The 12,479-nt window shown below is 49.1% G+C and carries 17 protein-coding genes; 6 read left to right on the forward strand and 11 right to left on the reverse strand.

Going from position 1 to position 12,479, the window contains the following annotated elements:
• Positions 1–11: 11 nt before the first annotated feature.
• Positions 12–1,502, reverse strand: coding sequence for a peptide MFS transporter (locus F0P94_RS13190; RefSeq protein ID WP_150904370.1), 1,491 nt, complete (start codon positions 1,500–1,502; stop codon positions 12–14).
• Between the two features lie 358 nt (positions 1,503–1,860).
• A complete protein-coding gene (locus F0P94_RS13195) occupies positions 1,861–2,358 on the reverse strand; it encodes a DUF6252 family protein (RefSeq protein WP_150904371.1) in 498 nt (165 codons plus the stop codon).
• 146 nt (positions 2,359–2,504) lie between these two features.
• On the opposite strand from F0P94_RS13195, the gene F0P94_RS13200 reads away from it, so the two are divergent.
• Positions 2,505–2,801, forward strand: a complete 297-nt coding sequence (locus F0P94_RS13200; RefSeq protein WP_150904372.1) for a hypothetical protein — start codon at positions 2,505–2,507, stop codon at positions 2,799–2,801.
• 13 nt (positions 2,802–2,814) lie between these two features.
• Entirely contained in the window at positions 2,815–3,147 is a 333-nt protein-coding gene (locus F0P94_RS13205; RefSeq protein ID WP_150904373.1) for a hypothetical protein, read from the forward strand.
• 349 nt (positions 3,148–3,496) lie between these two features.
• Here F0P94_RS13205 and F0P94_RS13210 read toward each other — a convergent pair whose 3' ends face one another.
• Together F0P94_RS13210 and F0P94_RS13215 are read right to left on the reverse strand one after the other, a co-directional pair.
• A complete protein-coding gene (locus F0P94_RS13210) occupies positions 3,497–3,922 on the reverse strand; it encodes a response regulator (RefSeq protein ID WP_150904374.1) in 426 nt (141 codons plus the stop codon).
• Positions 3,923–3,924: 2 nt separating this feature from the next.
• Positions 3,925–5,409 (reverse strand): sensor histidine kinase, encoded by a 1,485-nt coding sequence (locus tag F0P94_RS13215; RefSeq protein WP_150904375.1) that lies wholly within the window; start codon positions 5,407–5,409, stop codon positions 3,925–3,927.
• Positions 5,410–5,425: 16 nt separating this feature from the next.
• Here F0P94_RS13215 and F0P94_RS13220 point away from each other — a divergent pair, with 16 nt between their 5' ends.
• The gene (locus F0P94_RS13220) at positions 5,426–5,632 is read left to right on the forward strand and encodes a hypothetical protein (protein ID WP_150904376.1); all 207 of its coding nucleotides are present in this window, start codon (positions 5,426–5,428) and stop codon (positions 5,630–5,632) included.
• Between the two features lie 68 nt (positions 5,633–5,700).
• On the opposite strand, the gene F0P94_RS13225 is transcribed toward F0P94_RS13220, so the two are convergent.
• Positions 5,701–6,189, reverse strand: coding sequence for a hypothetical protein (locus F0P94_RS13225; protein ID WP_150904377.1), 489 nt, complete (start codon positions 6,187–6,189; stop codon positions 5,701–5,703).
• A 59-nt stretch (positions 6,190–6,248) separates the two neighbouring features.
• Between F0P94_RS13225 and F0P94_RS13230 the strand changes: the two genes are divergently transcribed.
• Entirely contained in the window at positions 6,249–6,428 is a 180-nt protein-coding gene (locus F0P94_RS13230; RefSeq protein WP_150904378.1) for a hypothetical protein, read from the forward strand.
• A 16-nt stretch (positions 6,429–6,444) separates the two neighbouring features.
• Here the strand turns inward: F0P94_RS13230 and F0P94_RS13235 are convergent, their stop codons facing one another.
• The 6 genes from F0P94_RS13235 to F0P94_RS13260 form a co-directional block, all read right to left on the reverse strand.
• A complete protein-coding gene (locus F0P94_RS13235; protein WP_150904379.1) occupies positions 6,445–6,984 on the reverse strand; it encodes a YceI family protein in 540 nt (179 codons plus the stop codon).
• Between the two features lie 63 nt (positions 6,985–7,047).
• Positions 7,048–7,344 carry a GNAT family N-acetyltransferase gene (locus F0P94_RS13240; protein ID WP_150904380.1) on the reverse strand — a complete coding sequence of 99 codons (297 nt, stop codon included), beginning with the start codon at positions 7,342–7,344 and terminating at the stop codon, positions 7,048–7,050.
• Positions 7,345–7,664: 320 nt separating this feature from the next.
• Positions 7,665–7,997, reverse strand: a complete 333-nt coding sequence (locus F0P94_RS13245; protein WP_225307216.1) for a SemiSWEET family sugar transporter — start codon at positions 7,995–7,997, stop codon at positions 7,665–7,667.
• A gap of 71 nt (positions 7,998–8,068) precedes the next feature.
• Complete coding sequence (locus F0P94_RS13250) at positions 8,069–8,449, reverse strand: VOC family protein (protein WP_150904381.1); 381 nt, start codon at positions 8,447–8,449, stop codon at positions 8,069–8,071.
• Positions 8,450–8,491: 42 nt separating this feature from the next.
• Positions 8,492–9,253 carry an MBL fold metallo-hydrolase gene (locus F0P94_RS13255; protein ID WP_150904382.1) on the reverse strand — a complete coding sequence of 254 codons (762 nt, stop codon included), beginning with the start codon at positions 9,251–9,253 and terminating at the stop codon, positions 8,492–8,494.
• Positions 9,254–9,641: 388 nt separating this feature from the next.
• Positions 9,642–10,037 (reverse strand): hypothetical protein, encoded by a 396-nt coding sequence (locus F0P94_RS13260; RefSeq protein WP_150904383.1) that lies wholly within the window; start codon positions 10,035–10,037, stop codon positions 9,642–9,644.
• Between the two features lie 395 nt (positions 10,038–10,432).
• On the opposite strand from F0P94_RS13260, the gene F0P94_RS13265 reads away from it, so the two are divergent.
• Together F0P94_RS13265 and F0P94_RS13270 are read left to right on the forward strand one after the other, a co-directional pair.
• Positions 10,433–11,686 carry a PAS domain-containing protein gene (locus tag F0P94_RS13265; RefSeq protein WP_150904384.1) on the forward strand — a complete coding sequence of 418 codons (1,254 nt, stop codon included), beginning with the start codon at positions 10,433–10,435 and terminating at the stop codon, positions 11,684–11,686.
• A 27-nt stretch (positions 11,687–11,713) separates the two neighbouring features.
• Complete coding sequence (locus F0P94_RS13270) at positions 11,714–12,064, forward strand: histidine kinase (protein WP_150904385.1); 351 nt, start codon at positions 11,714–11,716, stop codon at positions 12,062–12,064.
• The last annotated feature ends 415 nt before the right edge of the window (positions 12,065–12,479 follow it).

Below are 12,479 nucleotides of genomic sequence, written 5' to 3' on the forward strand. Positions count from 1 at the left end.
AAAGCCAAAACTCACCGCACATCCGCCATCCACTTCCGGATAACCGGCACGCATAAGATCAGCAGCACGCCGATGCCGATGGAGTAGAGTGCAATCTGGTTCAGGATGTCGGCGTAGTAAGGCAGCGATTGCACCGGGTTGTTTACCACGTTTGCCGGTACGCTCATGCGGGCACCGATCTTAGCAGCCAGGAACTCGCCGATGGCGCTGGCGAAAAACCAGATCCCCATCATCATGGCCACAATTTTAGCCGGGCTCAGCTTCGTGATCATGCTCAGCCCGATCGGCGAAATGCACATCTCCCCGCAAATAATAAAGAGGTAGCCCAGTACAAAAGTCAGCAGCGGCACCAGGCCACCGTCGGCGGTCTGGCAGCCCCAGTAAAACACGTAAAAGCCCAGGCCCATAAACAGGAACGAGATACCGAATTTCAGCGGCGTGCCCGGTTCCAGGCCTTTGCGGTTGAGAGCAGGCCAGAGCCAGGCAAAAAAGAAACTGAGCACAATTACCCAGGCCGGCGGTAGAAAATTGTTCACCGCCAAAGCCGGAAGCTCCGTGCCGAACACATGCATGTCCACGTTGCGCATCGCAAAGAGGTTCAGCGAGCCGGCATTCTGTTCGTAAAAGGCCCAGAACAAAGTCGAGAAAACGATCATCGTAAGGGCGGCAAACAGCTTGTAGCGCGCTTCAGCTTCCATCCGGAAAGCGATGTACAAAATGTAACTCACCGAAACTGCACCTAAACCAAACATGATGTAATCCATGAGGTGGTAGCGGTGGAACAAGGCCACAATTACCGGGATAAGGAGCAGGGTAGCCCCGTAAATAACCACTTCTTTGCTGATGCCGGCAAATACCGGTTTCTTCAGCGCTTCGGCATCCGGCGGAGCTCCGTGCTTCAGGCCTTTTTTACCCAGGGAAAATACCGTTAAACCCAGGATCATGAAAAGCCCGGCCAGCCCGAAACCGTAGTGCCAGTTTATCTGCTGCCCCACGTAGCCGCAAAGCAAACCGCCCAGCGCCGCGCCAATGTTTATGCCCATGTAAAAAATGGAAAAAGCGCTGTCTTTGCGCGGGTCGTTGTCGGCGTAAAGCGTACCTACCAGGCTGGAAATATTGGGCTTGAAAAAACCGTTGCCGCAAATAATAAAAGCCATGCCGTAAAAGAAACTCCAGTCCTCCGGCACCGCCAGCACCAAATGCCCGATGGTCATGAGAATGCCGCCAAACATCACCGCCTTCTTCCCGCCCAGAAACCTGTCGGACATAATGCCGCCGAACATGGGCATGGTGTACACCAGCGCCGCATAGGAGCCCAGAATGGCATAGCCTTTCGGTTCGTCGAATTTGAGTTGGGTAACCATGTAAGCCAGCAGCAACGCCTTCATGCCGTAGAAAGAAAAACGTTCCCACATTTCGGCAAAGAAGAGCATGTAAAGTTGCTTCGGGTGTTTATTGGTAGCGACAGGCGCTTCGGGTATTTTCGTTTCGGTCAAGTCCATTTAACGTTTTGGAATGTTGATTTTGGGGATGTAAGATAGGAGAGTTTTTTGAGGTTTTTTCATAGGGTTTTGCAGTTCGTGTTCAGGCAGCTCCGCGCGGAAATCAACCACCCCCGAACCCCTCCTTGAAAAGGAGGGGAGCTGCTTTTCTGCTGAATTTTAGCTGTGGTAGTTTTTATTCCAGCTTTTCTGAAAAGAAGAAACGATATGCTTTAAGCGCAAAAAGCCAATGGAAAGCATTACCGCAAAGCTCCCCTCCTTTTTTCAAGGAGGGGTTGGGGGTGGTTATTCACACCTGAGAGCAAAAACAAAAAAAGCTACCGGTTCTGGTAGCTTTTTTCAATATCAGGCACACTGGCTATTGAGGGAGTTTTATATCGGTAAACGTACCGTTGGTAACCATTATAGAATCCGGTTCGGTGCTGGCGCCGAAAACTCTGAGTCCGGTAAAACGGAAGGTGCCGGAAATTTTCTTCGTGGCGGCGTCGTAGCTGGTAATGTTGAGCTGGTTTTTGGTACTGTCGCTTAAGAGGCCAGTCCAACGGGAGGAGCTGCCACCCGCATGCGTTAATTCATAGGAAAGGCTGCCGGAAGTATAAGCGCCGGTTTTGGTAGGGGTATTCATGCTGATCGTGATCTGCTTGCCAGCGCCATCGTCGCCGTAAATTCCCAGTAAGCCGCCGGAAGCTGCCGTATTCTGGTTTTTGGCCTGCCAGCTAGCCCCGGCAATGGTAGCCTTGAAAGTTGTTTGCGCTGCCGGTTCCGGCTTTGGTTTATCCGAATCGTCGTCTTTACTGCAACTGAATAGAAAGCAAAGCACGGCCAACCAGGCGAAGGGTAAACGTTTTAATTTCATAAGTATGGGGAATGAGTTTTAGTTATCCTAAAGATACTAAAATAATAACGCCCGCCTGTCTGAGTCATAAGATAGTAAACAACTTCCTCCCCTGAATCAGCTACCGGGTGGGTCAAATAAAAACGGTATCTTGTAGCATGGAAAACATGATCTGGATCACTGGAAACATCGAGTTGCTGAAAGCTTCCGATTACATTATTTACAACACCACCAAATACCGTTCCGCTCAGGAAACCGAAGTGCACGACCCGGTTATTATTTCGGGCGACAACCTGATCATGGACGAAGAAAAAAGCAATACCAGCGACGACGATACGGGAAATAACGGGCAGCTTTATTACGAATTTCATGTTTTAAGCGAGGGCGAACCCACCGACCGGGTTTTAATAGTTTACCACGACACCATAAAAAACGAATACACCGGCTGGTGCGCCGAAGACTAACCGGAAGAACAACATGGAAATACAAGGCACCTGGACCAAAGACGAAGAAGGCTTCATGGAATTCGAAACCTCGCAACTGCAGCGATTATACGAAGCCGTAACCGATAAATACCACCAGGTTTACAACCGCTACGCCGAAGAACTCGATGACGAGGATGAAGCTTATTACAAAGCCCTGGAAGCAGGCTACGAAATGATAACGGATTACAAAGAAATTGACGGGGTAACCGAATTCGTAACCACCTACAAAACGCCGTCCTACGTAGCCGATATCTGGTACGTAACCGATGCATACACCGGCAAAAGGATTTACGACAGGGGTTTTCTCCGGATCAAAAGTAAATAGGCCTCAGGAGTTTCAAGGGGGCTTTTGTTGTAAAGTGTAAAACAACCACCCCCTAACCCCCTCCTTGAAAAAAGGAGGGGAGCTTTTTTTCTGCTAAGTTTTAATTGTAGTAGCTTTTATTCTAACCAGCTTTTCTGAAAAGAAAAACGATATGCTTTAAGCTCAAAAAGCCAATAGAAAGCAGCAAAGGAAAGCTCCCCTCCTTTCCAAGGAGGGGTTCGGGGGTGGTTATTTTACACCTGAGAGCAAAAACAAAAAGACTACCGCAACCGGTAGTCTTTCCAATTATAAACCCTATCATCTTCGAGAAAAAAAGCCCTCCCCTGAATTAGGGGAGGGTTGGGTGGGGTCAAAACACGTAAACGTTTATAGCTTTTTCGAGCTTTTCCTCCGTGAGCGGTTTATGGATAAAGCCCTTTACTTCCGGAATGTTTACGGCCCGCTTTTCTTCGTCGGGGTTATTGCTGGTGGTCAGCATCAGGATCTTGATCCGGCGGGTCTGTTCGTCGGGTAATTGTTTGTAGGCTTCCAGGAATTCCCAGCCGTTCATGCCCGGCATGTTTATATCCAGGAAAATAAGGCCGGCATGCGGTACGCTTCCGGTGCCGTTATTTCTTCCGCCGTTTGTCAGGTAATCCAGAGCTTCTTTTCCATCATGGGCAACATGTACATTCGTAAGGATATTTGCCTTCCGAATAACCCGCTGATTCAGGTAGTTGGTTGCTTCGTCGTCATCCACTAACAGGATGAAATCAAGGCCGTTTATCTTTCTCAAAATTATAAGCTGTTTGTATTGATGGTAAAATAGAACGTGCTGCCTTTCCCGGGCTCCGAAACAGCCCAGATTTTGCCGTGGTGCAGTTCTACAATGCGCTTGCAATGAGCCAGCCCGATGCCGTTGCCGGCAAAATGCTGACGGTTGTGCAGGCGCTGAAAAATTAGGAAGATCCGGTCCAGGTACTGTGGCTCGATGCCAATACCGTTATCTTTCACACAGAATTTGTATTGGCCGTCGGTTTCTTCCGCACTTATCCGGATGTGCGGCTTTTCGTCCGGTGTCCGGAATTTAATGGCATTCCCAATCAGGTTCTGTAGCAGCAGCCGGAATTCAGTGGCATAACCCTTAATAACCGGCAGCGGCCCGACTTCTATTTCAGCCCCGGTTTCCTTTATCAGCGTGCTGAAATCGGCGCATACGTCTTTTACGATCTCGTTCACATCTATTTCCGAAACCTGGGCATTGCGGCCTAAACGGCCATAATCGAGCAGGCCGTTTATAAGCTGGCTCATGCGCCCGGTGGCTTCCTTAATGAAACGCAACGCTTCGGTGCCTTCTGCATTCAGGTTCGTGCCATGGTCTTCAATAAAAATATCGATGAAGCTGGAGATATTCCGGAGCGGCTCCTGCAGGTCGTGCGAGGTAATGTAGGTGATCTGTTCCAGTTCGTCGTTGCGCACTTCCAGGCGCTGCATGTGCAGCAGGGTGGCTTCCGCCTTTTTCAGTTCCGTCAGGTCGCGGGTAACTTTTGAGAAGCCAATTACTTTGCCGTCATCGGCGTGCAGGGCCGTAATGGTAACGCTGCTCCAGAAACGGGAACCGTCTTTACGCACGCGCCAGCCTTCGTCCTGGGCACGGCCCTCTCTTTTGGCTCTTTCCAGTAAGCGTTCCGGTTTTTTGGCGTCCAGGTCTTCCTGGGGGTAGAAGGTCCGGAAATTTTTACCTACTATTTCGCTGGCTTTATAACCTTTAATGCGTTCGGCGCCTTTGTTCCAGTTCTCCACCTTGCCTTCCAGGTCCATGAGCAGAATGGCATAGTCCTGAATCTCGGAGATCATTTTATGGTAGCGTTCTTCACTCCGGCGAAGGTTTTCCTCAGTCAGTTTTTTTTCGGTAAGGTCGCGGGTAACTTTGGTAAAGCCAATTATGCTGCCGTCGTCGTCGTGAATGGCCGTGAGCAGGATGTTGCCCCAGAACTTTTCCCCGTTCTTCTTCACGCGCCAGCCTTCGTGACTGGCTTTCCCGTTCTGTCTTGCCAGTTCCAGCAAACGCTGGGGCAAGCCGGAGGCTTGGTCTTCGGGCATGTAAAAGGTCCGGAAGTTCTTGCCGATTATTTCGCTGGCCTTGTAGCCTTTAATTCGCTCGGCGCCTTTGTTCCAGTTCTCGATATTGCCTTCGGCATCCAGAAGTAAAATGGCATAATCTTCCACTTCCTCCACCATGCGTTCGAGCCGGAGCTTTTTTATATCTAAATCGGGGGTCATATTCATAAAAACAACTTTGCTGAAGCCGGGAATTCTGCTAAAAACCCGGAACGCCGTCTTTCTTTACGATATCGGCCGCTTATCGTTATCTGCCGGCGGCCGCTTACCGATAAAGCCGCAAGGCAAACGAAACACTGTTTCCGGAAACATCCCTTTTTACCCTCCGCCCGGTTTGGTTATTATTTCCGATAACCTGGCCGAAAGAGGGCGCTTTAAACGGTAGTGTTCGGGGGATAAAAAGCATAAGCCTGCTTAAATTGGTTTTAAGCAGGCTTATAGGTAAAACGTACCTTATTTTTTCAGCGGAGCGCCAACAGCAATAGCGCAATCGTGGCCGGGCTGGCCGTGAGGCGGGTTCATGCCCGGAGCGGTGGCAGTAGGAGTCGGAACCGAAATAGGAGCAGGTGCCGGGGTGCTCATTACCTCCGCGGAAGTAGAAATCGGGGCGGAATTCGTTGGGGCACTGGCAGCGCTTGACGGAGCCGAATTAAGCGGTGCACCAACGGAAATGTCGCAACGGTGGCCGGGCTGGCCGTGCGGCGGGTTCATGCCGGTGGCAGTGGCAGCGGCCGGCTGGTCGGCAACGCCCTGGCTAAGGGTTGGTTCCGAAGTGGTGGAAACGCCGGTTTGATCAGCAGTAGCTGGTAGCTGTACCTCGCCTGAACCGGCAGAAATATCGTTGATGGTAGCGGTTTCGCTGGCGTTGTTGTTGCCTTTTTCGGAGCAGGCCGCAAAGCTCAGTACAGAAACGGCAATTAAAATGCGGGAGAATAATTTCATAAGAATGTTGGGTGATTGAGCCCTGGCAGGCCTGGTTTGTCTGGTTATTGTAAACGTTAATGTTAAAGCTTAACGCATTTATCCGTTATTTATTAACAATAAAGGCAAAAAGCATTTCAAAGATAACCTTTCTTTCAGCTTTTTCTAAAAATATTGTTGCTATTTTAAGAGAAAGCCCAAATGAAAAAGCCTGCAGGTTTAAACGCTGCAGGCTTTCCGGATATAATCTTTCCGGTTAAAGAATAGTGCTAATGCTCAGGAGGTTTGTTTTACCAGCTGAAGCTCACAATGCACCCGGATCTCGTCGCTTACTACTACCTGGCCGGCTTCGGTTACGGCATCCCAGGTAAGTCCGAACTCTTTCCGGCTTACCTTTCCCTCTACGGTAAAACCGGCTTTGGTCTGGCCATACGGGTCTACCACAATGCCGGCCTGCTCTACGTTTACGCTCACCGTTTTGGTAACGCCCCGGATCGTGAGGTCGCCGGTAAGCTTGTAGCCGCTGCCGGATGGCTCGTAGGTGCGGCCCACGAATTTTAACTGGCCGTGTTCTTCGGCATTAAAGAAATCGGCCGATTTCAGGTGCGTGTCGCGCTGCTCGTTGTTGGTGCTGATCGAATCGACGTCGGCGGTAAATTCAATGCGCGAGGCTTTGGTAAAATCGTCGCCTTCGGTTTCCACTTCCAGGTTATAATTTCTGAAATAGCCCGTTACGGTGGTAATCATGAGGTGCTTTACCTTGAACTGGATCTCGCTGTGCGTAGGGTCTACCACCCATCTGGTTTTTTCTGCCATGGTTTTATTTTTTAGGTATGAAGGGTTAAAGATCAGGATAGGCAATAGGTACGCAACGCAGGCTCAGCGGTTTTGGGCTACCAGATCCTGAAATTCGGGGTGGCGTTTTATGTAGGCCGCCACGTAGGTGCAGGTAGGCGTTACCTGGTAATTCTGCTGGCGGCAATACTCGAGCGCCCGCTGTACCAAAACCCTGGCCACGCCTTTGCCTTCCAGTTCCGGGTCTACTTCGGTGTGGTAAAGGTCTAAGTGCTTTTCGCCCAGCTTTTCGTATTCGATCATGCCCTGGCTGCCTTGGGTATGAACCTGAAACTGGCTGTCTTCTTCGCTGTTGCGGAAGGAAATATTATCGTGGTTCATGTGCTTGATTTAACTAAATAGTGCCTGTTCTGTTTTCGGTCGGTGATCTGAGCCATAACATTTTCATACGCATAAAGTTTGGTTCAGGTCTGAAGTTACTGGCAGCAATCTCAGAGGTCCTTCAACTTAAAAGTATTGCGTCATTCTGAGCTCGTCGAAGAAACTTATACATACTACTATGATAAAACGAGCGTAGCAAGGTTTATCTAATTGCTAAATTTGAATATGAAGCCCCATAAGTTCCCTCGGCTGGCGCTCGGGATGACTTAAATTGGTCCTAACTTTCCTTGAGCTGAAATTTTGGGTGGTTCCTTGGATGCTTAATCGGGTTTGGGTTTTATGGTAAGGATCAGGTACAGGATAATGGCCGCCAGAGAAGCCGTAATGGAATTGGCCAGAATAATGGGAAGGTCTTTGATGTAGATGCCGTAAACAAGCCAGAGCATGGTGCCCAGAAAGAAAAGCGCATACGTTCCGGCCGAAAGCCCTCTGGTCGACTTCGTTTTAATGGTTTTATAAGCCTGTGGCACAAAGGCAGCAGTGGTAAAGCAGGCAGCAGCAAGGCCAAGCGTAGAGATCAGGTCCATGTAGGTTTGTTTGCAGGTACGGGTTGGGTACGGGGAATTTATTCGGGCAGCCAGACCCGAACGCATGGCTTCGGCTTTAAATTAAAAATCCGCTTAAAATTAACCTGCCGGGCTTTTTATCCGAAAACAATACCGTTTCATTTCACCGAAGTGATCCACCAGGTATTGCCGAAAGGATCGGTCACGCCACAGCTACGCCCGTAAGGCTGATCGGCGGGTTCCATTACGGAAGTGCTGCCTTCGGCCAGGGCAATTTTGTAGGTTTCGTCGGCATCTTCCACGTACACGAACATGCTTGCCGACATCGGTTTCCAGGTTTCGGTGCTGTCGGCAAACATAATTACGCTGCCGCCAATCTGAGCTTCGGCGTGCATAATGGTTTTTTCGTCGCGCATGTGTTTTTCTTTTTCCGTAGCATTAAAAACGGTAGTTAAAAAGCGCGAAAAGCCGGTGGCATTTTCCACGATCAGGTAAGGCATTACGGCCTGGTAGCCCGCCGGTACGTTCAGTTTGTTCATGTAAGTTCAGGAATTCAGTTTCAGTTTAAAAAGTGCAGCGGTTTATTGGTTCGGGTACCAGTTCCGGAGCCGGACCTCTATTTTGCTGTTGCCCTTTTTTACCAGTTGTTCGAAGGTTTTTACATCGCTTAAGCCCTCTTGTCCCCGGTAGTGGTACGGGTACACAATTTTCGGTTTAAAAGCCAGTACGCCTTGCGCCGCCTGCTCCACCGGCATGGTAAAAGGCAGGTTCATGCACACGAAAGCTACATCTATATTTTTAAGGGCGCGCATTTCCGGAGTGTCTTCCGTGTCGCCGGAAATATAAATGTTTTTGCCGCCAATAGTCAATACGTAGCCGTTGCCCCGGCCTTTCGGGTGGCGCGAATCGGCTGTTTCCGGCAGGTTGTACATCGGTATGGCCTTGATCTCGATGTCCTGGTATTTGGTAGTGGCGCCGTTGGCCAGCACCATTGCTTTGGCTTTCAGGTTATCCGGAAGCATATCGGCAACGGCTTGCGGTACTATGAATTTGGCTTTAGCGGTGTTTATAGCGTTTAGGGTAGCAGAATCCAGGTGGTCGGCATGAATATCGGTGATCAGGATGAGGTTGGGCGCGGGCTGTCCGGTATACAGGCTCCAGCCGCCGTAAGGATCTACGTAAATGGTTTGCTTGTTCCAGGTTAGTACCAGCGAACCGTGCGTAACCGGCTGAATGGTAAGCGGGCCTTTCTTTGTTTCCAGCACATCGGGCTTTGCCAGCTGGGCCAAAGCCGGCGAAAAAACGAAACTTAAAAGCAGGACTAGAAGCGTAAAGTATTTCATAGGAAGCAGGTTAAATGGTAAAGCAAAATAAGGAATTGTCCGTTAACCCGCCAATAACGAAACAACCGGAAAGAAGTTAAGCCTGGAGTTTTTATAACCGGAGAGCTGGCCTTTAGTAGCCTTAGTAGCGTAGGGTTTAAACCCTACGCTACTAAGGCTACAAAGGAATTCCGTTGACTGAAGTCAACGGCAATAGAAATAAGTTACTCTGGGATTCAGTTTTATACTTGTGGGCCGCCCGGTAATTATGGAAAACAGGTCTTTTAAGTTAAGACTTTCCTGAAAATACATAAGCCATCCATTGCCGTTGACTTCAGTCAACGGAATTAAGACATACTGTAAGCCTGCGGAACTGAAAAATCCAGGCAGCAAAAAACGCAAACAGCTTTCAGTAAAACACCCCTACAAAGAGGCAGCTGCCGGTAACCGAGGCTTCGGTGCCGCCTGCAATGCCCCGCGAACTCAGCGAGCCTTCGTCGATCGTAATAATGGAAGAAGACCGTACAATTCCCTGGTTATCTTTGGCCTCAATTTTATGCTTGCCGGAATGCACGGTATAGGCGAGCATTTTTAGTTTCAGGCTGTCGTTGCGGCATTCGGTTTTTCCGGAAACCGGCGGCAGGGCGCCAATGGGCTGGTCGTTCAGAAAAAGGGTAAGCGGAACTTTGGGATTGGTTTGTTTGGTGTAGAAAAAGGCATTGAAAACTTTGTCCTCCAGTTTCCGGCAACCGGGGAGAGTAGTGAAAAGAAAGGCAATTAAAGCAAGGGTAAGCAACTGTTTCATAAGCATCAGATTCAGAAGTAAAACTACTTACAGGTAATAGAGCCTTGCGGCTTAAACGTGTTTCAGAAAGCTGATTGCAGCGCGGGGAAAGAAGCCGCCGGAACCGGAAGCCTCAGTAAAAGCATAATGCTGGTGCTTAAACCAGGCAGAATGCTAAGGCTTTGAGCCTTAAAAGTATAGCAGGAAAGCGCTTTTCCTGCCGGAACTGAAATGAAGCCACTAACATAAAATATTTTAAAAGAAAATGCAAATAAAATGCTACGCTTTTGTCCACGAAAACCAGATAATACCCGAAGGTTGCCGATTATTACTTATACTTGAACAAATTTGAACCAAATGAAGTAAGAACCAGGTCATCTGACCATTCCTGCTTCAAACGCCTTCAAACAAACTGTATGGATTTCTTCGAGTTATTTACCAATATTCCTCAGAACATCGTCATCGTATCGCCGGAGTATAAAATTCTGGCTGCTACCGATGCTTACCTGAAAGTGACCATGGAAACCCGGGAAAATATTGTCGGGAAACATTTTCTGAAAGAGATCTTTGTAGATCCGGCTTATTCTTACGAAGAAAACCCGGTTATAAAATCGCTTGACAAGGCCTGGGAAACGAAGGAAGTGGATTACCTCGATGTGATCCGCTACGATCTGCCAACCCCCGACGGCCGCATCGAGGTGCGGTACTGGGAAGCTTCGCACACGCCGGTGCTCGACGAAAGCGGCAACGTGAAATACCTGATCCAGAATACCGTAGACGTTACCGAACGGGAAAAAGCCAGGCAGTCGGCCGCCGAAACCGAGCACAAATTCCAGTTCATGGCCGAAACCATTCCCCAGCTCATCATTACGACAGATGCCCGGGGCGAAGCAACTTACTTTAACGGCCGCTGGAACAAATATACCGGGGTGGCCAAAGAAGAACTAACCCAGCAAAATCTGCACAAAGTTATTCACCCCGACGACCTGGAAAAAGTGAGGGCGAGCTGGAAGAAAGCTTTGCAGGAAAAAGAGGCATTTGCCATGGAACTCCGCATCCGCGACAAGGAAGGCCATTACCGCTGGTTCCTGAACCGCACCCTGCCCATGTGCGATCAGGCCGGGAATATTCTGATGTGGGTGGGCAGCTCCACCGATATAGATGAGACCCGGAAACTGGTGCAGGAACTGGTCTCTACCAACGAACAAATGGCCGAACTCGCCGACCAGGTGCAGCAGGCTTACCTAAAGGCCGAATCGGAACGGAAAACGCTGGAAAGGCTTATTATGGATGCCCCTGCTATTTTCTGTACCCTGAAAGGCCCCGATCATAAATTCGATCTGGTGAACCAGCATTACCAGGCTTTGTTCCCGAACCGCGAACTGGTGGGCAAGTCGGTAGCCGAAGCCCTGCCGGAAGTAATTGAACAGGGCTTTATAGGAATTTTAGATAATGTTTACCAGAAAGGCGAAAAGTTTGTAGCCGAAGAAGTGCCCATTATGCTGGATAAGTACGACAGCGGCAAACTGGAAGAATACTTTTTAACCTTCATATACCAGCCCATTTTTAACGAAGCAGCACAAATTACCGGAATCCTGGTGTTTGCCATGGAAGTGACCGATCAGGTAAACCTCCGGCAAAAATTACAGGAACTTGGCCAGGCGGAGTAGAAAAGTACGATCTGAGGAAACAGCGAGATGAACTTAGCGCAGGTAGACTTTCAACAGCTACGCATAAAACATATTCTTTATAAATCGAAGGTCCGCTCCATGCTTTACGGCGGTACCTACGATCCCGCATTTTTCTCGGCCACCGGCCCGGTAAGCCAGTGGTTTACGGCCACCGGCCAGGTAAAATACAACCGCGAACCCGAACTGCACGCCCTCATAAATGTGCACCAGGAACTCAACACCGCCGCCACCCAGATGCACCGCCTTTATACTTCCGGTAAAATAGACGAAGCCCACGACGGCCTGAAAAACATCGAAAAGAAATCGGATCAGTTCCTGGACCTCCTGGCGCAAATGGAAAAAAGGCTGGCTGTTTAAGCGTGAAAAACGAACGTTAAATGAAGCCGCTTCCGGAAGCGGGGGCGGCTTTTTTTTTCTGAATCAGGATTTACATGATTAACAGAATTTTCAGAATTGTCTTGTCTGTCTTGTCCTGAAATAGGTTTACACTAGAAGTAGACCTATGGAAGATAAAAATCCAAAAAGAATCTGAAGCACAAACGCGGCAAATTAAAGAGCGAAGCCCGGTTGGGGAGCAGTTTCCAAGGCCTGTCCCCCGACAGGTATTTTACTATTGCCTATAAGATTGTAGAATAGGAATTTTCAGAATTTACCTTCCTTTAGCATGAACCGCTTATGAGGTAAGCCTATGCCAAATTAATCGGTTCTGAAACAAGGTTGTTTCAATTGAATTTAGTCTGAATCCATTGCCGTCTGCTTTAGCTGACGGTTT

This window comes from Adhaeribacter soli (genome assembly GCF_008727925.1).
GTDB lineage: Bacteria > Bacteroidota > Bacteroidia > Cytophagales > Hymenobacteraceae > Adhaeribacter_A > Adhaeribacter_A soli.

Bases quoted from the DNA above. Each gene is read 5' to 3' on its own strand.
- F0P94_RS13190 (WP_150904370.1), bottom strand. From the start codon at position 1,502: ATGGACTTGACCGAAACGAAAATACCCGAAGCGCCTGTCGCTACCAAT.
- F0P94_RS13195 (WP_150904371.1), bottom strand. From the start codon at position 2,358: ATGAAATTAAAACGTTTACCCTTCGCCTGGTTGGCCGTGCTTTGCTTT.
- F0P94_RS13200 (WP_150904372.1), top strand. From the start codon at position 2,505: ATGATCTGGATCACTGGAAACATCGAGTTGCTGAAAGCTTCCGATTAC.
- F0P94_RS13205 (WP_150904373.1), top strand. From the start codon at position 2,815: ATGGAAATACAAGGCACCTGGACCAAAGACGAAGAAGGCTTCATGGAA.
- F0P94_RS13215 (WP_150904375.1), bottom strand. From the start codon at position 5,409: ATGACCCCCGATTTAGATATAAAAAAGCTCCGGCTCGAACGCATGGTG.
- F0P94_RS13225 (WP_150904377.1), bottom strand. From the start codon at position 6,189: ATGAAATTATTCTCCCGCATTTTAATTGCCGTTTCTGTACTGAGCTTT.
- F0P94_RS13230 (WP_150904378.1), top strand. From the start codon at position 6,249: ATGTTAAAGCTTAACGCATTTATCCGTTATTTATTAACAATAAAGGCA.
- F0P94_RS13235 (WP_150904379.1), bottom strand. From the start codon at position 6,984: ATGGCAGAAAAAACCAGATGGGTGGTAGACCCTACGCACAGCGAGATC.
- F0P94_RS13240 (WP_150904380.1), bottom strand. From the start codon at position 7,344: ATGAACCACGATAATATTTCCTTCCGCAACAGCGAAGAAGACAGCCAG.
- F0P94_RS13245 (WP_225307216.1), bottom strand. From the start codon at position 7,997: ATGCGTTCGGGTCTGGCTGCCCGAATAAATTCCCCGTACCCAACCCGT.
- F0P94_RS13250 (WP_150904381.1), bottom strand. From the start codon at position 8,449: ATGAACAAACTGAACGTACCGGCGGGCTACCAGGCCGTAATGCCTTAC.
- F0P94_RS13255 (WP_150904382.1), bottom strand. From the start codon at position 9,253: ATGAAATACTTTACGCTTCTAGTCCTGCTTTTAAGTTTCGTTTTTTCG.
- F0P94_RS13260 (WP_150904383.1), bottom strand. From the start codon at position 10,037: ATGAAACAGTTGCTTACCCTTGCTTTAATTGCCTTTCTTTTCACTACT.
- F0P94_RS13265 (WP_150904384.1), top strand. From the start codon at position 10,433: ATGGATTTCTTCGAGTTATTTACCAATATTCCTCAGAACATCGTCATC.
- F0P94_RS13270 (WP_150904385.1), top strand. From the start codon at position 11,714: ATGAACTTAGCGCAGGTAGACTTTCAACAGCTACGCATAAAACATATT.